Here is a 23,056-nt window from a genome sequence, read left to right on the forward strand (position 1 = left end):
CAAAAATCCACCATATTACACGATGTCATATCCCGTAATAATCACAAGAATACACACTGAATTTCCATGCAAGTTTCCAAAAAATCCACACTATTTTACAAATGCTACAAAAATTTCATTTCCAATAATCTGTAAAACCTCCATTTTACTAGGTTAAAAGATTCGCCTCATCGACTAGTCATTTAAGTCTAATCAATACAAATCACCACATCACACATCAAAAACACCCACCACCTCAAACAACTCAGTAAATTCAGTAAACTATTCAATCGGAAGGTCGTTTTAAAGAAATTAACCCCAAAACACGCCAACCAATAAACTGGAAAACCACACCGACTTTCTGTCTAGGAACATCGTCTAAATAGCCAAAAACCAGTATTCACGCCATTTTCGACTGGTTCTTTTATCTAAAATGATGTGTTATATTTGTTGTTTTACTGCAATAAATGTCGAATTGTTAGTATGATAATACTGATTTGACATAATAGTCAACATATTGTATTGACTTATGAAAATATGTATTTTAAGCTCTAGTTGGTCAAAGAATAGATTTTAGTAGAAAAAGGGGGGGCAATGTGCAACTGGTAAAGAAAATGTAGAAAGGAGGCAAATTGCGATAGTAAACTTCAAATTTCTTTGATCCGTTAAAAATTAGATAGTAGCATAAAATTGATCGACACCTTGAGAACCTCGACTATCAAAATAGCTTAGGATTTTAGGTGTTTTTTATATGCTCATTTATCTAATTACAGACGAGCACGCCCAGCAAAGCAACTCACTAGCAACTCACTAACAAATCACGACTCAAAATCTTCGTCAAAAAAGGGAGGAAATCTTATTGAGGAACAAGAAACGCACTCAGAAAAGGGCGTTTAGCATGTTCGCCACTTTTCTTATGGTTCTTTCATTAATCACACCCGGATTTGCGGCAGCAGAGTCATCCAGTGGGAAATTGCATCAGTCTGTAAATGAAACCCAAGCAACTCCAAAAGAAAAAATGGGCAAACGTTTACTAGGTGAATTCGAAAAACAAGAAAAGTTAACCTTTCTCGTAAAGTTTAAAGAGCAATCAGATTCGGCAAAAGTTGCAAAAGAAGCTCGGGCAAAAGCAGAGAAGAATAAATTGTCCGCGCATGACGCGAAATTTCAACAACGTTCAGCTGTCGTATCTGATCTAAAATCCGTTGCAATTGAATCGCAACAAGGCGTTGTCGAGTATTTGGAAGGCGAGATGGCGAGCGGAAATGTGGATGAATACAATTCATATTTTATCGTCAACGGAATGGCAGTTACAGCAACAAAAGAAGTTGCAGAGAAAATTGCAGCTTTTGCGGAGGTTGAAAAGATTTTACCGAACGAGGAACGTCAATTGCATGAAGCGGTTGTCAAAGCTGATGAAGTTGCACCACAATCAGAACTGGCAAACGTCGAGTGGAACGTCGAACGAGTAAATGCACCTGCAGCTTGGGCGCTTGGAATTGACGGATCGGGGACTGTAGTTGCAAGTCTCGACACGGGTGTTCAGTGGGATCACCCGGGATTGAAAGCGAAGTACCGCGGATACGATGCGGGTACAGGAGCAGTAAATCACCAATATAGCTGGTTTGATGCTTCGGGCGGAAAAGCTGCTCCATTAGATGATCACGGCCACGGAACTCACGTGACAGGAACGATGGTTGGCAGCGAACCGAATGGGGCGAATCAGGTCGGTGTAGCACCAGGCGCTAAATGGATTGCGACAAAAGTATTTAACGCAGCAGGTAGCACAACCGATGCGATTTTATTAAATGCTGCACAATGGATTATTGCTCCAGGCGGTGATGTAAACATGGCGCCAGACGTTGTCAATAACTCATGGGGCGGCGGACCAGGTCTTGATGAATGGTATCGTCCTACGGTTATAGCTTGGAGAGCGGCGGAAATTTTCCCTGAGTTTTCAGCTGGGAATACAAGGGTAGGGAATCCTGGTGGACCGGGATCAGTAGCTGTGCCGGCTAACTATCCCGAGTCATTTGCAACAGGTGCAACTGATATAAATAATAAGGTTGCTAGTTTCTCGTTAAGAGGCCCCTCTCCTTACGGTGAAATTAAACCAGATATATCAGCACCAGGGGTCAATATTCGGTCAACTGTACCAGGAAGCGGATATGAAGGCGGTTGGAATGGCACTTCAATGTCCGGACCAGCTGTTTCAGGGGTTGCGGCATTATTACGTCAAGTGAATGCCAACATAACCGTTGATGAAATGGAACAGCTTTTATTGGATACAGCGACTCCTTTAACTGATTCCCAATATCCTGAATCTCCAAACCACGGATATGGATACGGGCTTGTCGATGCGTATGAAGCAGTATCGTCAATTATAGATGGACTCGGAACGTTAAAAGGACAAGTTATGGTAGACGGTGAAGATGCAGAAGCACCGACATTTGAGCATAGTGCGCCAGCAGAAACATACGCAGGCATGGACTTGAATCTATCTGTCTTTGTCAGCGATAACGTCAGCATTACCGGCGTTCAACTAATGTACAAAACAGGTGATGAGTGGACAACTGTTGATGCAACTCGCAAATCTGGCGACTTCAAGTCAGGAGATTATGCAGTGAAAATTGCAGGCGACGACATTGCGGTGCCTTCATTCACTTACAAATGGGTGATTAACGACTACGGCAACAACACAGTTGAAAGTGGCGAGTATTCAATCGAAGTTAAAGCCGGAATCACAACTGGCTATTTCGAAAACTTCGATACAAGTCACTCACCAGTTGGTTGGTATTCCAAGGGAGCAAATGATGCGTGGCAATGGGGCGCACCAACTTCCGGACCAGGTGAAGCATATTCAGGTGAAAACGTTTATGCGACAAATCTAGCTGGAAACTACAATAGCAGCATGAACGCAACGCTCGTTATGCCGCCAGTAGATCTACCAGAAGGGCCTTCCTTCTTGCAGTTCAAACACTGGCATAACTTTGAAGAATCATCGGCAGGAAGAGCTTGGGATTATGGACATGTCGTCATCTCCACGGACGGGGAGAACTGGACAAACTTAGAAATGTTCCAAGGCTTGTCAGATGGTTGGAAAGCGACGGAAATTGACTTGTCAGAATACAGCGGGCGCGTTTACCTTGGTTTCCACATGTTCTCTGACGGAAGCGTCGTGCGAGAAGGTTGGTATATTGACGATGTAGGTTTAGCCGAAACATCGCAATACAGCGATGACAGCGAAGCGCCAGTCATCAACCATACCGCACCGCAAGAAGTGTATTCTGAAATGGACTTAGTACTGAAGGCAAACGTAACTGATAACTTGAGAATTTCTTACGTGAATCTTCATTACAAAGATACAGAAGGCGCTTGGCAACAAGTGCAAGCGACACAAGATTCCGGAAACGAATCAAGCGGAACATTCAGCGCAACGATTCCTGGGAATCAAGTTACAGGCCAGTCAATCACTTACTACTTCGAAACTAGCGACTACGGTGGAAACGTCGTAGCAACTGAAGAGTACACAGTCGAAGTGAAACCGGGCATCACGGTAGGGTACTTCGAAGACTTTGAAGGCTCGCCATCCGGTTGGTATTCATTCGGAACGAACGATACTTGGCAATTGGGCGTTCCGACATCGGGTCCAAACGGGGCGGCATCCGGTGAAAAGGTCTATGCAACAAATCTTGCCGGACCATATTTATCAAATATGAACGCGAAACTAGTCATGCCGGCAATCGATTTGCCAGAAGGAGATGCCTACCTGACATTCAAAAACTGGCATAACTTCGAACAATCTACAGCGGGCACAGCTTGGGATTACGGTCATGTCGTGGTTTCTACAGATCAGGTGAACTGGACTCGACTGCAAAAATTCCAAGGACTGACAGCCAATTGGACGGATGTAGAAATCGACCTTTCCGCATATAGCGGTCAACGCGTCTATGTCGGGTTCGAAGCATTCTCCGATGGCAGCGTGGTCAGAGACGGTTGGTATATTGATGATGTCGGACTTTCAAACACGTCAAATCAAACAGCCTCAGCCGATTCGGTCCAAAAAGCATCTGCTAAAAAAGAAAGTACAGCACCAACAGCACTTCCAATTCGCGCACAAGTAAGTGTCCTCGAAAACGGAAGAACTGTCTTTACAAATCCGGCCGACGGATCCTATTCGCTCACGCTCCCAGTTGGAGATTTCACAGTTGAAGCAGGAGCCTACGGGTACGAAACAAAACAACAAACAGTATCAATCGCGGACGGCGAAGAAACTCTCGCTAATTTCACATTAGACGAGTTAGATCAAGGCACTGTCACTGGACAAGTTACAAACAGTGAAACAGGCAACGCGATCGCGAATGCAACACTTCTATTGATCGAAGATGCAAATATTCAACCAGTAGAAACGGATGAAAATGGAAACTTCTCACTGACTGCGTATGAAGGAACCTATACGCTAAAAGTTATGGCGCTTAATTTCCACAGCCAAGAAGTTGAAATCACGATCGGTTCAGATCCGATCGAAGTCAATGTCGAACTCGATCCGTACTACACGTATCCAGGCGGCGAAATCGGTTATGACGATGGAACTCCTGAAAACGCACGTGCTTTCTACGATGCAGGAAACGGTTGGGCAGTGAAGATGTCTCTGCCTGAAGGAAGAGATTCCGCAATCGTAACGGACGGCGTATTCCGCTTCTGGGATACAGAATGGCCTGTACCGGGCGGAACTGAATTCGCAGTAGAAGTATGGGATGCAGGTTCAAACGGCTTGCCAGGCAAAAAGTTAGCAGGTCCAATTGCCGGAACAGCAAAACGCGACGGAACGTGGACATCAGTGAACCTGAGAGATCACAACATCATTGTTGATGGCGATTTCTATATGGTTTACATTCAAACGAAGGCAAATCCGAATGCACCAGGTCTCGCAACGGATGAAAGCAGTACGAATGCGAAAAGAAGTTACCAATATGTTGGCGGAGCTTGGTCTGCATCTCCAGCAGAAGAAGGGAACTATATGATTCGTGCGCGCGTAGATTATGAAATCGCGAAGCCGGTCATTACGACTCCTGAATCCGGCTTGGTCACGAATCAAGAAACAGTGACAATCGAAGGGACAGCTTCACCAACGACGACAATCCAGTTGAAAAACAACGGCGAAGAAGTCGGGTCGGCTGAAATTGGCGATGACGGTACATTCTCATTCGATGCCAACTTAACAGAAGGCGAGAACAAGTTTGTTGCAGTGACACTATTTGGCGGAGATACAGCTGGATCTTCTGAACCAGTGACAGTCACGCTAGATACAGTTGCTCCGGCATTAACAATCGATAGTCCGGAAGACGGCGATCTAACAAATCGTGAAACAGTCACTGTTGAAGGGACTGTCTCAGACGAACATCTCGATTCCGTAGAAGTTAACGGAGTGCCGGTAACGGTCACAGACGGAAACTACTCGAAACGAATTCTGCTTGACGAAGGCGCGAATGAAATCACAGTCGTAGCGTCCGACTTAGCTGGAAACTCGGAAACGAAAACAGTTACCGTAACAGCGAAATGGAACGCGCCGACAATCGAAAACCTACAACCATCGGCCAATCGAACAGTCAAACCGGGCGATGAAGTAGATATTTCATTCTCGAGTGATGCAGAAGGCGGAGCAGCAAGCTTCACAGTACAAATTCCAGCACAAGGGAATCTACTATCTTCAACAAGCTTGCCGATCGAAGAAGTATCACCGGGCGTTTACAGCACAACTTGGGTTGTTCCGAACATCACAGTTGACGGAGCAGTCATAGTTGTCGAACTCACAGACGCTGCAGGCAATACAGTTAGACAAGCAGCTGACGGCACAATTACTGTCAAAGGTTCTGGCAGCGGCGATGAAGAAACTGGCGGCTGGTACTACGAAGGTGGTAAAACGTATTATATTGTCGACGGTAAGAAAGTCAAAGGTTGGTATGAAATTGATTCCAACATGTACTACTTCGACAAGAATGGCGTCATGCAAACGGGCATGGTAAAAGTTTCAGGCGACACTTACTATCTCGGTGACGACGGCATTAGACAATCCGGTTGGGTTGATCACCAGTCGAAAAGATATTTCTTCAGCCGGGATAATGGCAGCATGCAGTTCGGTTGGATCACGGACGGCGGACACAAGTACTACACCGACAACAAAGGCGTCATGCAAACAGGTTACGTGAAGATCAAAGGAAAAACGTATTTCTTCGATGACGAGGGAAGACTAGTAGAATAATAATCGAAGAGAGACTATGCCCAGGCGGCGTAGTCTCTTTTACTTTGGAGTAGCCAACAACCTCGCGGAAGTCGAAACGACTAAAGATGCGTCTCAAACGACTAAAGCCACTCCCCAAACGACCATAGCCATTACCAAAGCGACTAAACCCACTAAACCCACCTACTCCCTTAATTACTATAACAAGGTCTATAGACATAATTTGTTGGCTTTGGTACATTATAAAGTAACTATTTCCATTGCTTTCACACGAAACAAAAGAACTAATTAGAAAGACTAAGTTCACTAACCCTAATTAACAGATACATACAGTAATAAAACTACCTTAATTAAAGCGGGAAGCGGCATTTTGGGGGCTATATGAAAGGACTACAATAAAATATGAAACAAAGAACATGGATTATTTTACTCGCAACATTATTTCTTATCGCAGGATGTTCCAATGAAACAACAAAAGCGGAGGATATACCAACTTTAAGAATTGGACAAGCATCAAATAAAGGGACAGGTAACCTCAACTTTGCCTCTCCAATGACAATAACAAGTATTCCAACGATTAATTATCTCCTCCCGCAGAAAAATTCTGAAGATAGAATAACACCAATCACACATATCGTATTTCATTTCACCAGTAATGCTGCGCAAAAGCCCGAGGACCCTTACAACCCGAATGACATTCGTGAGACCTTCGTCGATTACGGGATTTCCGCGCATTATATGATTGGAAGAGAGGGTGAAATTTATCTGCTGGTCCCGGAGAATCGAATTGCCCATCATGCGGGGGAAGGGGATTTAAAGGACTTTCCACACTATAAAGACCAGCTAAATAAGTATTCAATTGGAATTGAAATGCTGGCAATTGGAACAAAGGAAGAAATGAATTCAATGGTGCCTGCTAATATATATGACTCCATCCCCGGGCTCCACATTGGATTTACTGAAGCACAGTACCAATCCCTGCGAAGATTAGTCAATGATATAGTCAATAGAAACCCAGCTATAAAGAAAGATAGAGCGCATATTATTGGCCACGATGAATATGCACCAAGCCGAAAAACAGATCCAGGCTCTCTGTTTAGTTGGTCCGAAATCGGGTTTTAAATAGTTTGGGAACCTCTTTCCATACTCGGGATATTAGTCGCATGCACAATACAATTTCATCCGAAAACAGCTACAAACGGCTTTAATTTACTAGCAATTGGCTTACTATTTACAGCAGCTGGTGGAATCCTTTTAGTAGCAAGAAATAGAAAATCAGAAGTAATAGCTTAATAAAGAAAGAGAGACTTAGCCGTGGTAGCGTAGTCTCTTTTTAAAAATTAAAGTAGCCAACGACCTTGCGGACGTCGAAACGACTAAAGAGTCTCCCCAAACGACTATAACAGCCGTCGAAGCGCCCATTACCGCCCCCGAAACGACCAAACCCACCACCAACCACACGAATAAACCCACAAAAAAGGCCCACAGACGGATTCCCCGTCCATGAACCTCTATAATCTTCAAAAATTAATTCGCAACGCTATAAAGACGCTTATAACTATCAAACTTCGTTTTCCAATAGCTATCATTTACATTATTGATAGCAACTCCGCTAGAACCTGCGTGAATGAAGTTGCCATTTCCTAAATAAACACCCAAATGAGAAATGCCCGCTCGGTATGTATTTTTGAAAAATACTAAATCACCAGGTTGTGGCGTTTCGACATAAAATGATCTGTTAAAATAGCCAGTCGAATTTGTACGTGTCATGGAAATACCAGCTTTGTTGTGAACGTAGTGGATGAACCCGCTACAGTCAAAGCCGCTTGTCGTTTGTCCTCCCCATACATAAGGAATTCCTTTTAGCGTTTGTGCAGTAGCTATTAAATTCGCATAAGCACCAATGCCCGATGCAGATGCAGAAGGTACAGCCGGTTTAGGGTTCGAAACCTTATCCGTAGACGTTCCGCCATTTAACTTAAGCTTTTGCCCGATATGAATGATATGTGTCGTAATGCCGTTCGCTCTCATAATCTCGCTGATCGGCACACCGAAACGCGCACTAATGTGTGAAAGCGTATCGCCGCCCACAACCGTATACGTCGTCGCTGTAGTAGAAGGAGCCGTTGCAGCAGGCGCAGGTACCTTCGGTGTTGTCGTAACAGGCGTTGTTTGCGCCGGCGGAGTCGTTACAGCCGCTGCAGCATTTTCAACCTTCAATACTTGTCCAACACTAAGGACGTTGACATTTCTAATATTATTTAAAGATGCCAACTTCGCAACCGTCGTTTTATGAGCCGAAGCAATCGCGCCAAGCGTGTCGCCGCGTTTAACCGTGTACGTACTGCTCGTCGTCGCAGCAGCAATAGGCGCAGTAGCCGGTTTCTTAGCTGTGCTTGTCGCAGTAGCAGTCGTGCTCGCAGACAACACAAGTTTTTGATTCGGGAAAATCAAATCTCCATTTAAATTATTCCAAGTCTTTATATTATTAACAGAAACATTATGATTCAGAGCAATTTTCCAAAGGGAATCACCTGGTTTAACATTATATGTATCTGTTGAAGCTTCCGCGTCGCCAACAGCAATCATCGTTGCAAGGGCAGTTGTCGCCATTACAGAAAAAACGGTTTTCTTCAATTATGTTCCCCCTTTTAAGGTTGTAGATATATCTACCTCTCTCTAATTCTACCTCAAAAGGAAAATTTAACAAGAACATTTTAATTACAAATATATTACAAACAGAGCGAATTCGACAGTTTACTCCGCAAACAGTGTGGCATTCATATGATCGATGACCCAATCATTCGATACAATCTTTTCCTTTTCGACGCCTTTCAGCGGCACTACCCGGGAAACCCCTTTCTCATCTTTCACGACAGCCGTCGGAAAAAAGGACGGATGACTAATCGTAATCGGTGAGATCGTGTTCGATTCATCTTTTTCAATCGTCAAGCGCGCGATACCGCCGATATCCGTATACTCGAACTTTTGCCCGGAAAAGAAATTCCCCAGCGAATAAAAAACATGCGTAGGATTTCCATTTTCGCCTTCCAGCATATCGAACTGCTGCAACACATGAGGATGATGTCCGAAAATGATATCGCCGCCCGCATCCGCAATCACCTGCGCCAAATCCTTTTGCGTTTGATTTGGAGAAAGCTCGTACTCATTTCCCCAATGCATCGAAACAACTGCAACATCCACCAATTTCTTCATTGCTTTCACTTCCTGTGAAATGCGTTCCGGGTCGATTCGCGCAACCAAATAATCTTTCCCTTCAGGCGTCGGAATCCCGTTCGTCCCGTACGTATACGCCAAAAATCCAATCGTAATATCATTGACCGTTACAATTCGCAACTCGTCTTGATCCTCGAAAGACGTATAAGCACCGACATAAGGCATGTCGTAAGACTTAATATTTTCAATCGCAGCCAACGTCCCTTTTTCCCCGCGGTCCAATGTATGGTTATTCGCAATCGATACCATATTCACACCCGCATCCTGCAACCCTTTAATAATATGCGCCGGGCTATTAAAAGCCGGATACCCGCTATACTCAAAAATATCACCCGCAGGCATTGACTCTTGATTGGCCAATAAAAAATCAATCGACTCCATCGACGATTTCACTTCTGCGAAAGAATACGCATAGTCATCGTATGTGTATAGCGGATTATGCAATAAAATATCTCCGATCATCCCGATGGTCATTCTGGTTGGGGGAGTATTATAGGTGACTTCTGGTGTTTCTTTAACGGTAAAATCGTCTGGAACGCGTACCTCATTATGATCAGAAAAGGAGCACCCAGCTAAAAACAATAGAACAAAGAACAGTAATAGCCTTTTCATATAATTACGCCCCTTCATTGAGATGTTTGTTATTGCTTTAGATAATCTATCAGAGCACGGGAGGACTGTCCCGCCGAATAGCGATTCCAACGATTAGAAAACTCAGCTATTTCCTCCAGATCAAAATCATCCTGGCGAATTAATTCAATAATCTCATCTGTCGATTGAACAATTGGCCCCGGCACGACCTCATCATAAGAAGCCCAAAAGCCGCTTTCTTTCTCATAGTCTCTCAAATCATATGGAAAAAAGATTTGGGGACGATTCAATAATGCGAATTCATAAGGCATCGATGAATAATCGGATAGTAAATAATCCGTCACCAACAAAAGATGATTGACATTCGGATAAGCCGAAACATCAAGTACACCGTCTATGCGAGAGTCTACATAATTCATCTTAACTGCTGGATGCATACGAATTAACAACATAAACTCCGGTCCGAGCGCCGTTGCCATTTTCTCAACCTCGAGTCCGATTTCCTGACCTTCCAATTCATCACGTCGAAACGTAGGCGCATATAAAATAACTTTCTTCGATTCGATTTCCGGATAGGTATTATAGACCTTGCGAATAGCGGCAGACTTCGCCGTTTCATCATAGAAAAAATCAGTACGCGGGATTCCAGTTTTCAAAAACTGGTTATCATTTAAATTAAAAGCTTTTTTGAAAATAGGAATCATCGATTCCGATCCGACAACCACCTTGTCGAAACGCGAATACACTTGCTTGAATCGTTTCTGCGCAGACGTAGATCGGTCATAAAATGTCGGGTCTTCCATCCCGAACTTTTTCACGGCCCCCGCAGCATGCCAAAGTTGGATGCATTCGACACCTGGCTTGAAATTCATCACGCTTAAAAACGCAAAGTAATTATCGACAAAAACATGGCGTGCTGTCGCTAGATGGTAAATACTCATCACATACTGAATTATATTCAAACTATCAAAAGAAATGATTCGTTTCTCATCTATATTCAATTGAGCATATGAATAATTACTTTTTCGAGACCGCAAAATCACAACGTCAGCTTGTTGCTGGCGAAGAACCTCACGCGCCACATAATCAGCGTTATCCCCAAAACTAGAAACGAAAACGTATTTGTTTTGGATAGGGAAGAGCTTGGCGATTGTGAAGATTGATTTTGTCAGGAATAAATACATAGCGATTAGGAATTCTTTAGACAAGTGGGCACCTTCTTTACAATTAAATCGTGCTTTTAATTATAACAGATATGTTAATAACTAATGAAAGACGTGGAAATGTTTATTTGAAAAATAGCCGTTCTCGTTAGCTTAAAATAAAGCTTACGAGAACGGCTATTGTAATTGATCACTTGAAATAATCCAATACGCCAAGCATAATCCCTTCGGCGGCCAGTTGTCTATATTTACTTTGTTTCAATTTTGCCGCATCGCTTGGATTATCTATAAAACCAACTTCCAAAAGAGCACTGGGAATTGCTGTTTCTCGGATGACATGAAAATTCCCTTCAGCAACTCTTCTATGAGAAATGTTCGTTTTACTTACTACATTATATTGCAATAAGTTAGCAAGGCGATTACTATTTGCTTTCTCAAATTTTCCATACCAGAATGTCTCAACACCACGAGCAGAGCTGTTAAATGCATTTCCATGAATGCTTACGAAAATATCAGCTTTCAAGTTATTAGCAATCGCAGCTCTTCCTGCCAATGAAACATAAGTATCTGTTGTTCTTGTCATAAAGACGCTAAAGCCGGCATTCTCCAATAATTTCTTAGTCCGAAGAGCGATATCCAAGTTTAGTTCCTTTTCAATGATGCCTAATGCTTTTGCACCGGAATCCGAACCGCCGTGACCAGGATCTAAGACGATTTTCTTCCCAGTAACATTAACGACATGACTTTTATGGATATATCCCGTAGTAGGTTTTCCGTTAACATAGACTGTCGCTTCATACCAACTATCGGTAAAAGTGCGATAAATTAATCCTTTACCAAATGAATAGCTTTTCAAGCTTTTAGACAAAGTAGATGCCTTCGAATAAACTCTTGTTGGACTATTAACTGCAATCCCTCTAACGGATTTTGAGTTAGTCACAACATTTTCAACATCATTACGATTAATATAACCAGTTCGAGCTTTACCATTAACATAAACTGTCGCCTCATACCAAGCGCTATTAAATGGTCGATAAAGTAAAACACGTCCTTGAGAATAAGACTTTAATTTTGCTGAATTCGTAGATGTTGTGCTATACACAGAAACAAGTTTGGATACGGCTACTCCTTTTATAGGAGCCTGGGTTACGGTTGGTACAGGTAATTGAGTTACGTTTAATAAAGGTAATGCAGGTCCTACATCATTTACATGAATGTAGCCGGTCCTTGCTTTACCGTTTATAATTACTGTCGCTTCATGCCATTGCGACGAAAAAGTTCGGTAAATGAGCCTAGCCCCACGCTTATAACTCTTTAAAACCCCATTATTTCGCGTTGGGCTTTGATATACATGTACCGGTTGAACTAATCCATAGCCTACAAGTCTTTGCTGCTCTACAAGGACGTCCACATCATTTACGTTAATATATCCTGTTTGAGGTTTACCACCTATGTAAACTGTTGCAATATACCAATTAGAATTATGTGATTGAAATAAAAGTATATGACCTTGTTTATAAGATTTTAAAACAGAAGATGCCGTTGACGTTTGTGAGTAGATTTTTGTTGAAGTGTTTAGGGCTACCCCTTTTAAAGTAATTTTTGAAACAGCTGGAACAGCTGCAACAAATGTTGATGAAAATGTACTAACCATGAAGTTTTTATTTGTATTAATTTCATTCTTTTCTGATTGGATCACTTCAAGTTGATCCTCTGTCTTCTTTTTCAGAACTTCTGGTCTATCTAAATCAATATCTTTATTAACTTTTTCACTAAACTCCTGCTTTGTTTCTATTAATTCTTCAGTTTTTGCCTGTAGACTCGGCTCTTTTTTAATAGTTATCTCTTTATTCTGATTTTCAAGTTCAAGCTCATTTATTAATTCAGATGAATTATTTACTTCTTCACTGAGCATATTCTCCTCAAAATTATCTTTTCTGTAGCCTTCCAAAATAAAGTTTTCATCTTTTCTTTGTTCTAGAAAGTCATCTTTGTCTAACAAATTTACTACATGGATAGTTTGAACAAAACCTGTCAATGCAGCTTGACTTGAATTTGATTCATCATCGGAAATAACTGGAATCAAAAGAACTTTTGAATACTCCTCTTTTAAATCAAGTAATTCTACTGTAGTCGAATCTGGAATAATGCTAATGACTTTTTCAGCACTTTCATCTTCAAACAATTCAATATGTCCGTCTTTTTCTGCCGCAAATAATAATACTTCCGTGACCGATTCAGCCTCGAAATTTTGTGCAAAAGTTATAGCAGGAAACAATTGCATTAATAACGAGAAAATCATAATAAAAATACTTGCCTTTAAAAATTTGTCCATTCATGATCCCCCATAAAAAACTAATCTCATAAAACCAACAATAAGTAGCGAATTTCGTCTATAAATAATAGTTCTTTTTCCCTGTAATAATATCGCCTCCCATATTGGTCTATTATACTACATTAGAAATGAATTTACTGGAAAAATTTTAAAATATTAAATTGGATTTTTGTGAGCGATACTTTAGATGAAGGATTATTCTTTACGCACTAGCCTGAGGAGTGACTATTCATGTCAAAAATAAATTGAAAATATCTCTAACACTTAAGTATAGACATTAAGAAATAAATAGGACATTGCATTTTGTGGTTGCTTTAGATACTATTTAACTAATACATAGTAAAAATGGATGACCATTCTATACTGAAAAATTGATAAAAAGGAGTGAAAAATAATGAACACAAGCATATGGACAAAAACGGTCGGGATAGTAATTCTAATTTTTTTATTTAAAACTCCTTTATTAATGGTAAGTAGTATTGAAGGAAGCCCGACATCAATTCAATTTCTATCACAGATAATAAAGCCTTTTGAGAATATGACGGCTTTTGCTGATGAGGTAGAGCCAGAAACAGATTCAGGTAATTTACCCGATAAAGAGCTGGATTTAGATAATAATTCGAATACTAGCCCAGAACCGCAGATTCAAGAACCGAATCAAGAATCAGAACCAAAAACAGAACCAAAAACAGAACCAAAAACAGATTCAAAAACAGATTCGAAAACAAATCCGCAAACAATTCCAAAAACAGAACCAAAGTCAGATTCAAGGCCGACCGCCAAACCAGATTCAAAATCTCCTAAGCCCCTTAAACCAGTAGTAAAGGAAGATGCCTTTAAAGGATCCGGAACATCAAATAACACTAAGGTGAAAAGTACCCCTATAAATTCCAGTAATACAAATAACACGAATAACGCAAGCAACACAAGCAACGCAAGCAACGCAAGCAACGCAAATAACACTTTAAAAACCACAAATGAATCACCAACACCAGACGAAAATAACAAAGGGTTAGAAGAAGAAATAGTGTTAGAAGAGGTTAATGAGGTAGAAGTAAATATAAATGAACTTTCTATTGAGCAATTAATTGATATGCTAGAAAAAGGCGAACTTAAATGGGAATCGAATGAAGATAAGTATTTAATAATGTTAACAGAAGGCGAAGGGCATCGTGAGTTAACGGCAGGAGAGGCAATTAAATTAGGCATAGTCGAAGAAGATTCCGAAAAGGATGAACTTGTTGAGGACCAGAGCGAGTTAGAAGAAATTGATGATGCAACGTCGGATAATATAGATGAAGTACAACTGCTTTCTGAAAGTAAAAGCAATAATAGAAAAGCCCCTTTTTATATTAGCGCCATCGGTTTAGTAACTGTACTAGCAGGTTCATTAATGTATTTTATTCAGTGGCGAAAAGACTAAAAAAAGCGACTCTATCAAGTAGTTTAATACTAAAATAGAGTCGCTTTTTTTATTTAAAATTAACTAATAGTACTTTCATTGTTGAGATTTAACATAAGAATTTTATTTACGAAAAGAGCAATTATTATCCAGCATAACATAGTAATAATTTCAAATTTATATATGAGATGTCCTTCAAATATTTGTAAAACAAGTATTCCGACGAAGTAAGCAAACAAGATTTTGAAATTATGATCAATCTTATGCGTTTTCACTTTCATTGCTATAAAAGCAATTGCCAATATAAGTGCAGAAATCAATAAAACCCCGATGAATCCTGATTGATAAAATAGTTGAACATAAAGATTATGTAAATAACCATTAAATCCATCGTACTGTGTATTGTTTCCGACGCCTGTCCAAATTCTATTAGAATGAACAACATCATCGATGGCTTCTCCCCAAATACGCTCCCTGCCAGAGAACAGATTTTTTCCAGTGTACTTAACTGTTATATCATTTAAAACTGTTCCCAACGAAGTGTTTTTAGCCTTTGTATAAATAAATATAAAAGCTTGACTGGCAATGATTATAGATGCAATAAAAGAAAATATATATTTGTGCAGCTTTTTAACAATAAGATATATAAAGATGACAACTACAAACGCTAACATCGCAGCCCGCGACGTCGCGATGAAAAGAGCCGCAATTAAAAACAACGTATTATAGATGTTCATAATTCTAAGTATATTATTGGATTCTCTAATATTGATAATGCAAAAAAACAGTAACAAAAATGCAATTATGCCGTTAGAATTCGCATTTGTAAAACTCATGTATGAAATCAATCTAGGAAGAAAAAGTACATTTATATAGAGAAAAACAAAGATAATTGAAACAGGGAATAAAATAACTTCATTTTTAAATGTACTTATTAATAGAAAGGTTAATAAAATAATCGTTAGATATAACATATAGTGAGGTTTTAAAGGAACTTGCATATTGATGTTTAATATATAGTAAGTAAAGAAAATTATAGTTAAAGAAATTATTAATAATGAACTTTTAGAGACGATGAAATCTCTGTTGAAGATTAAGTAGTATATTAAGATAGCTATTAAAATCACGAGAGGACCAATCAATGATTCCTTGCTCATAAATTGAAATGGCGTAAACTGCATTCCCATTATGAAAAGACTACCTAAAATAAAAACATTTAGAATCAACTTTACTAGATAAATCTGGTGATTTTTTAGCATTTTATACCTCCATTATATGTGAATATTGATTCTTTAAGGATACACCAAAAAACAAAAAATGGTAAATGTAATGATTTTGAGACATTGAAATAGCAAAACGATCCAATAATAACCATTGGATCGTTTTTATAAGTTAGCGCTATTTTCCTTTAAACACAGCATTAACCGTGTTTTTAGATGCATTACCATTATCCCAAGCACAAAACCGCTTATAAAAGGAATCATATTTTGATTGATATTCCTTTTGAACATCCTCAATCGTAGCAATAGCATCAATAATTTCTTCTGTCGTTCTCAGTAAAGGCCCTGGGACTTCATTTTCGATATCAAGATAAAAACCTCTGAGTTTATCACGATAATTTTCCAAATCATATGTGTAGAACAGAATTGGTCTCTTTAAATTCGCAAAATCGAAAAACACTGAAGAGTAATCCGTTATTAATATATCCGAAACTAAGTATAGTTCGGCAATATCATCATAACTCGAAAAATCGTAAACAAAACCGCTATATTCCGATATATCCAATTGATTGGCAATGAAATAATGCATTCGCAACAATACAATATAATTATCACCAAGCTCAGCCTGCAACTTATCTAATTCGAGTTGTAAAGTGAATTTATATTTACCTGCAGAAAAGAACTCATCATCCCGCCAAGTAGGGGCATACAAAACAACCTTTTTATCAGTCGGTATACTCATCGAATTCTTTAAATCATTAATATTGTCCGGATTATTTTTCGTATATAAAATATCATTTCTCGGATAACCGAATTCCAACATTTCTTTCTCGTATTTAAACGCCCTGCGAAATATTTCAGATGAATAGGCATTTGGTGAACTTAAATAATCCCATCTTCTAGATTGTTTATAAAAATTCGGCTTATAATTTGGATCTGCCGAATAAACATCCTCCATGTCAAACACCAATTGTTTTAAAGGTGTCCCATGCCAAGTTTGCAAATATACATTTCCTTCTCTTTTATTTAACGTGATAGGAAGTCGCGAATTACTCACCCAATACTTTGCTCGTGCAAGGTAATAAAAATACTTCAAACTAAATCTTTTTACTTGAATTGCATTACCAGGGATATTCTTCTTCTCATTAAAAATCCAAACATAATTATAGTCCATCTTATTATTGATCATGTATTCATAAATGTACTTCGGGCTATCGGAGTAGGATTTCCCTAGAAAACTCTCGAAAACGACAGTTTTCTTCTTCATTGGCATCTTCATAAACAAAGAACGATACAATTGAATATAAAGCCGTCTTCGCCCCTTTAAAGCTGTTTTGAGATTTCTTAGCCGCTGATGTCTTAGGTTTATTTTTTTATATCGCGCTATGTTTCCTTTTCGGAGCTCACGAATTTCTTTTTTTGTATGTGCCGGGATTGTCTTAACAAGATTTGAATTCATTCTCCTCGCTGAGTCGCTTAAAACAGGGAAAACTTTATCAACCTTATGGTTACTGTCCAAATACTGTACAATTGGCCCGCGATAAAAACTGAGTAATTGATTATCCAAAAATAAATTGATGTTTTTATCGTCAATGTACTTGTCTTTTAATTGCATATAGACACGCATAAAATCAGTAATCTGGACTTCCATGCTTGTCTGGTTGAGGGAAGGATTCGAAATAGGGTCATTACGTCTTCGTTTATAATAAACGCTCCCTTTGACATAAGGAACTTCCTTTGTCGCTGAGAAGGCATGAACTAAAAACGGTAAATCTGAGAAACACTCCAGATCTTCAGAAAATCTTATGTCATTATTCAATATAAAACTTTTTGAAAACAACCGATTTAAGACCGAACTATTGCGAATTAAATCATATTTTTCTTCCGTATATATTTTAATTTCATTTTGATCTGGAAGATTGCTGTCATCCTGTTCTTGGCTTACATCTGCTAGCACTTCATTTCCGGATAGCAAATCAAAGTTTTTACTATTTTCTATGAGTAACTGCAGCGTATTAGGGGGCAAAAAATCATCGCTGTCGAGAAAATAAATATAATCACCCGTAGCCATTTCAATGCCTGAATTACGAACAGCGCCAACGCCATGTCTTTCGGTAAAGTGATGTGTTTTAATTCGGGAATCGGATTTTTGGAATTCATCAATAATTCCCTGGCTATTATCCATACTATTATCGTTGAGTAATAGCAATTCGAAATGTTGATAAGTTTGTTGCAGGACAGATTGTATACTTTGCTCTAAAAATTCTTCTGTGTTGTGTATAGGCATTATAATGGAAATCGATTTCATGGTAATTCTCCTTGTACATAAATTATTGATACATGTAAAACGAAGAGTTAAATTTGGTATTACAGGCGAAAAAACAATTTTTATGTTATTCTCTTATGAGTAAAATAAAAGTGAATTAAGTATATCATTAATATTTAATAATCATGATCAGCGAATAAATAGTTAATTGGTATTTCTGTCTTGGGGAATTATAGGAGGATGAACATGATACGCAGACGAAGCATAGTAAAAAAAGCTAAGAAAATACTAAGAATCATGAACAACCAAGTTCGTCATTTGACAATCGGCGATATTAAAGTGTCTTCACTAAAATTTATTGGCAATTTGATGCAAGTGAGATTAAATGGTCGCGGAGTGAAAAATAACGATAGCAATTACAGATTTATTGTGAAAGACATGCATAACTCCAATAAGACTTATAAATTTAATTGCACGCTCACTGAGGATAATGAGTTAATTGCTGAAGTAAATCTGACAGAAATAACTAGCTTAATGGAAAAAGAACTAGGCAAATGGAGTTTTTTCGTAGCTATAAATAATTTTGAAATCCGTTTATCGACTGAAGCTAAAGCCCAAATTGAACTACAAAAACATTCTATCACAGAAAATAATCATGAACTAACAATTCAACCATACATCACTAAATACGGAAACATAAGTATCACATCGATGAAAGTCGATGAATCTGGACATTTATATGAAATGAATAACGTGTTAAATGCCTTTACTTCAAAAAAGTTACCTAACCATGTAAATAGGGTTTCTCATAGTGCAGAAGGTATTCTGATTGAAGGTTCGGCTAAGGTTACTAGAGAATTGCAAAAATATGTTTCATTAGTAATGAAGAAACGAGCATCAACACTACAATACGAATTTCCAATCACATGGCTGAATGAGAACTCATGGCAATCAAAAGTGGATGTTCATGTACTTGAGTCGCTAAAAGGAATATACGACTATTATTTACTATTAGCTGATGAAAGAACTTTCAGGATGAAATTACATGAGAACGCAATGATTGATGCGGATCCGTTGTTTCGCGAAACTGAAAAAGAATCTAGACAACTGATTAGTTACCGAACAAAAAAAGATTCGTTATCGCTTCAATGCAAAATATCGAATATCTTTGTACAAAACTTGATTGGAAAAGTTCAATCTGATATCGTTTCGCTCCAAGGAGTCATTAATAAAGAAGATTTACCAAAACATAAAAAGCAGAATAAATATTGCTTGATATTAAGGCAGAGAAATACAGACGAATTATCGTCGTTTCCTGTCACTTTGAACGAATCGAAAAATGGCTATGATCTTAGTTTTCAATTGGATTACAAGGACCTTTTACCAAGTGATGAACTTGAGAATTATCGTTGGGATGTCTATTTGCAACTTAATATCCGCGGCTCTGACCATTTATTCCGTTTCCGTGTTAAAAAAGATCAGGAAACAGATTCGCTTGCATATGATACCCGTAAAAAAATTGAAGATGAAAACCTCTATCAAATATTCTTTTATCGAACACGTCATGGTCATGTGTCGATCTCATTAAGTTCTTTGACGATAAATCGAGATTTAAGTTCATATCGAATTAGAAATAAAAAGTTATGTTTGGGCGGTTATGCATACCTAGAGGCGATAAGCTTCAATAAGAAAAATAAGATGAATCGCTTCTTAGTTATTAGGAACAGAGAAAGCGATTCGGAGTTGAACATACCTCTAGAAAATATAACGAGCAAAAAGAAATTATCAGGTGGGGGATTCGACTATAAGTATGCTGGGTTCTATGTAGAAATCCCGCTTGAAAGCATATGCGATCTCCAACAAAATAGTAAAGATATTCTGGACTTGTATATTCAAATTCATTACAAAAATGAAGTAGCTGAACGAAAATTAGGATTACAGAATTATAAATACTATAAAGATGATTATCGCCTAAAGTATTCTTATCAACAAAATAACCAATACTATAAAAACTATTTAACGCTAACACCACGAGGAAATATAAAAATCGAAAGCTATTCGTATACCAAAGAAATGATGCGATATATTAAGTACGGCGTTCATATGGACAGATTCAAAAATAGAAACGAAGATGTGTGGATAATCGGAGAACGTCCGGATACCGCGCAAGACACGGGGTATCATTTCTTTAAATATTGTCGAGAAAACTATCCAGAAAAAAAGATTTACTATGCAATTGATGAAAATTCGGCAGACCTGAAAAATATTAAGGATTTAGGCAACGTTTTACTTCTGGGATCTATGGAGCATTTAAAAACATCATTAATCGCCACGACTTTTATTGGCTCACATGATATAGAATATATTTTGCCTGTGAAAAGCACTGTAATGGACAATTACAGGAAGGGGAAAAGAGTTTTCCTCCAACACGGCGTACTTGGACGAAAAAACGTTGAATATCATAAATACTATTATATTGATCCGTTTCAAATGTTTTGCGTTAGTTCTCAATCTGAGAAGGAAATGGTGATAGATGAATTCGGCTACGATGACGAGGAAGTTATGGTCACCGGACTATCCCGTTTCGATGCATTACTCGAAAAGAATAATGCAGAAAGATCTATTTTATTAATACCGACTTGGAGAGAATGGTTAAATACGGAAGAAGACTTTATGGCATCGGAATATTTCGAGCGATATAAAGGTTTAATATCAAATGAACGACTTTTGAAATTGTTAAACCAGCATAGCGTAAATTTGAATGTTTATCCGCATTACCGTATGCAACAATTTATCGAGCATTTTGAGAAGTTAGAAACAGACCGAGTTTCTATTATCGAGTTAGGTGAAAAAAACGTTCAAGATTTATTAATTGAAAACATGCTAATGATCACAGATTATTCTTCCGTGTCATTTGATTTCAATTACATGTCCAAGCCGATTATTTTTTACCACTTCGATTCGGATACATTCTTTAAAAACGGTATTTTAAGACCTATCGAAGAAACATTTTTAGGTGATATTTGCAAAACAGAAGAAGCAATAATCGAATCAATCGAATATTACTTGGTGAACGAATTTGAAGAAAAACAAGAAGTTACCGATAAAAAACACCTAGTATTCGACCAAATCGATGCATCCAACAACGAAAGAATTTACAACGAGATCATTAGCCTACGTTAATAATCTAGGCTAATGTGTAATGTAAATAACTAATAACTTTCTCAGTTTAATGAAAGTAGTTGATTGAAGTGTAGGGCGGCGACTGCTGCGGGAAAGCATCCGCCCGAAACGGAAATCAATGGATCGTATAAGAAACGGGTACTTGAATAATGCTTGTACAAGTACTCAATAATAATGACCGGACTTTTTCAAAAATTGTAGGGAGAATACATACTATTGAATACACCAATGAATACACCAAAACAACACTTAAATGAAATAAATCTAATACGAGCAATCGCATGTATTTTTGTCGTAGCCACACATGCTATTTCCAACTATTTGAAAAATGTCGATGTGGATTTAACTTCTGATCGATATATTGTGCTTATACGATACGCGCTGTTATGCTCCACACCGATTTTTATACTAATTTCAGAAACGCTAATATCTAAAAATTATCCAGAAAAGCTTCCGAAAGGATTCTTTCTAAAAAGATTGCGTTATATTTTCATCCCTTATGTTCTCATTGGTGCAATCGTGAGTTACCGAGCATCGGCAAGAGATTGGAATTCCTTTTTGGAGGTCTTTACGCATAAAGTAATATTTGGCCATTGGTACGGATTTTTCGTATTAGTCATTTTCCAGTTTTACATTATCCACTGGTTAGTAGGGAAATATTTATCAAAGATAAATCCGATAGGCCCACTGCTGCTATCGTTTATAATTTCATTCATACATATATATTCTTATGTACATATTCCCGAGTATGGAGAGTTTATTGAAGCGAAATTTCCATTTTGGTATCGAGTACATATTTTTTCTTGGCTATTCTACTTCATTGCTGCATTTTATATCGGGCAATACTATGACCGTATCTTTAATTTCTTAAATAATAAAATCTGGATTCCTATCGTCGCCACTCTTTTCTCATACTCCATAATTCTTTATGATATTAAAGTGCGAGATTATACCAGAATATCTAGTGACCGATATGATATGATGCTTTTTGCAGTGTGTGTCTTCTTCTTGTTAGTCGTGTTAATTCGAAAGTTTAATTTCAATAATAAAGTGCTCGGTATGATCAGTCACTTTTCATTTTTCATTTATTTAACCCATATGATTACTATTTCATACTTCGTAAAGCTGTCGTTGACATTTGGCGAAAACTTTTTCAGCTACGTTATCATAATGGTTTTCCTGACAATCTCAACTTCGATAGGATGGGCTTTCCTATTTTATCAAACTAAGCCTACGCAGTTCTTTACAGGGAGAATAAAGTATTTAGATAACAAATAAAATGTTTTTTTTTAAAAAAACAAGCGGGAGTTAAGTCAAACTCCCGCTTTTGTAATGCGAAAAAACAACGTGTTTTGATAAAAATCTGCAAATTTTAACAAAATCCTTTACATATTGCGTATTACTTTCCATAATGAATCTAGAACCAGATTATAAGATGA

The 23,056-nt window shown here is 38.4% G+C and carries 12 protein-coding genes; 6 read left to right on the forward strand and 6 right to left on the reverse strand.

Annotation, left to right across the window (positions count from 1 at the left end):
- Positions 1-838 precede the first annotated feature (838 nt).
- From G8782_RS12085 to G8782_RS18815, 3 genes are all read left to right on the forward strand, one after another.
- The gene (locus G8782_RS12085; RefSeq protein ID WP_172371504.1) at positions 839-6,241 is read left to right on the forward strand and encodes a S8 family serine peptidase; all 5,403 of its coding nucleotides are present in this window, start codon (positions 839-841) and stop codon (positions 6,239-6,241) included.
- A gap of 381 nt (positions 6,242-6,622) precedes the next feature.
- Positions 6,623-7,342, forward strand: coding sequence for an N-acetylmuramoyl-L-alanine amidase (locus G8782_RS12090; RefSeq protein ID WP_172371506.1), 720 nt, complete (start codon positions 6,623-6,625; stop codon positions 7,340-7,342).
- A 48-nt stretch (positions 7,343-7,390) separates the two neighbouring features.
- Entirely contained in the window at positions 7,391-7,513 is a 123-nt protein-coding gene (locus G8782_RS18815; RefSeq protein WP_425505492.1) for an LPXTG cell wall anchor domain-containing protein, read from the forward strand.
- Between the two features lie 234 nt (positions 7,514-7,747).
- On the opposite strand, the gene G8782_RS12100 is transcribed toward G8782_RS18815, so the two are convergent.
- The 4 genes from G8782_RS12100 to G8782_RS12115 all read right to left on the reverse strand — a co-directional run bounded on the left by G8782_RS12100 (position 7,748) and on the right by G8782_RS12115 (position 13,546).
- Positions 7,748-8,857: a C40 family peptidase gene (locus tag G8782_RS12100; protein ID WP_172371507.1), complete on the reverse strand. Its 1,110-nt coding sequence runs from the start codon at positions 8,855-8,857 to the stop codon at positions 7,748-7,750.
- A 120-nt stretch (positions 8,858-8,977) separates the two neighbouring features.
- Positions 8,978-10,069: a CapA family protein gene (locus G8782_RS12105; RefSeq protein WP_172371509.1), complete on the reverse strand. Its 1,092-nt coding sequence runs from the start codon at positions 10,067-10,069 to the stop codon at positions 8,978-8,980.
- Between the two features lie 29 nt (positions 10,070-10,098).
- Complete coding sequence (locus G8782_RS12110) at positions 10,099-11,256, reverse strand: CDP-glycerol glycerophosphotransferase family protein (protein WP_172371511.1); 1,158 nt, start codon at positions 11,254-11,256, stop codon at positions 10,099-10,101.
- Between the two features lie 145 nt (positions 11,257-11,401).
- Positions 11,402-13,546, reverse strand: coding sequence for an N-acetylmuramoyl-L-alanine amidase family protein (locus G8782_RS12115; protein WP_172371513.1), 2,145 nt, complete (start codon positions 13,544-13,546; stop codon positions 11,402-11,404).
- 394 nt (positions 13,547-13,940) lie between these two features.
- On the opposite strand from G8782_RS12115, the gene G8782_RS12120 reads away from it, so the two are divergent.
- Positions 13,941-14,969, forward strand: a complete 1,029-nt coding sequence (locus G8782_RS12120; RefSeq protein ID WP_172371515.1) for a hypothetical protein — start codon at positions 13,941-13,943, stop codon at positions 14,967-14,969.
- 59 nt (positions 14,970-15,028) lie between these two features.
- On the opposite strand, the gene G8782_RS12125 is transcribed toward G8782_RS12120, so the two are convergent.
- Complete coding sequence (locus tag G8782_RS12125; protein WP_172371516.1) at positions 15,029-15,784, reverse strand: O-antigen ligase family protein; 756 nt, start codon at positions 15,782-15,784, stop codon at positions 15,029-15,031.
- Between the two features lie 562 nt (positions 15,785-16,346).
- Positions 16,347-18,476, reverse strand: coding sequence for a bifunctional glycosyltransferase/CDP-glycerol:glycerophosphate glycerophosphotransferase (locus tag G8782_RS12130; protein ID WP_172371518.1), 2,130 nt, complete (start codon positions 18,474-18,476; stop codon positions 16,347-16,349).
- Positions 18,477-18,680: 204 nt separating this feature from the next.
- Here G8782_RS12130 and G8782_RS12135 point away from each other — a divergent pair, with 204 nt between their 5' ends.
- A complete protein-coding gene (locus G8782_RS12135) occupies positions 18,681-21,617 on the forward strand; it encodes a CDP-glycerol glycerophosphotransferase family protein (protein WP_172371520.1) in 2,937 nt (978 codons plus the stop codon).
- Positions 21,618-21,833: 216 nt separating this feature from the next.
- Positions 21,834-22,895 carry an acyltransferase family protein gene (locus G8782_RS12140; protein ID WP_246231656.1) on the forward strand — a complete coding sequence of 354 codons (1,062 nt, stop codon included), beginning with the start codon at positions 21,834-21,836 and terminating at the stop codon, positions 22,893-22,895.
- Positions 22,896-23,056 lie beyond the last annotated feature (161 nt).

Origin of the sequence: Sporosarcina jiandibaonis, assembly GCF_013184495.1 — a bacterium.
GTDB classification, from domain to species: domain Bacteria; phylum Bacillota; class Bacilli; order Bacillales_A; family Planococcaceae; genus Sporosarcina; species Sporosarcina jiandibaonis.

Excerpts from the sequence above, each read along its gene's own strand:
- G8782_RS12135 (WP_172371520.1), top strand. The coding sequence starts at position 18,681 with ATGATACGCAGACGAAGCATAGTAAAAAAAGCTAAGAAAATACTAAGA.
- G8782_RS12090 (WP_172371506.1), top strand. The coding sequence starts at position 6,623 with ATGAAACAAAGAACATGGATTATTTTACTCGCAACATTATTTCTTATC.
- G8782_RS12105 (WP_172371509.1), bottom strand. The coding sequence starts at position 10,069 with ATGAAAAGGCTATTACTGTTCTTTGTTCTATTGTTTTTAGCTGGGTGC.
- G8782_RS12115 (WP_172371513.1), bottom strand. The coding sequence starts at position 13,546 with ATGGACAAATTTTTAAAGGCAAGTATTTTTATTATGATTTTCTCGTTA.
- G8782_RS12120 (WP_172371515.1), top strand. The coding sequence starts at position 13,941 with ATGAACACAAGCATATGGACAAAAACGGTCGGGATAGTAATTCTAATT.
- G8782_RS12130 (WP_172371518.1), bottom strand. The coding sequence starts at position 18,476 with ATGAAATCGATTTCCATTATAATGCCTATACACAACACAGAAGAATTT.
- G8782_RS12125 (WP_172371516.1), bottom strand. The coding sequence starts at position 15,784 with ATGAGTTTTACAAATGCGAATTCTAACGGCATAATTGCATTTTTGTTA.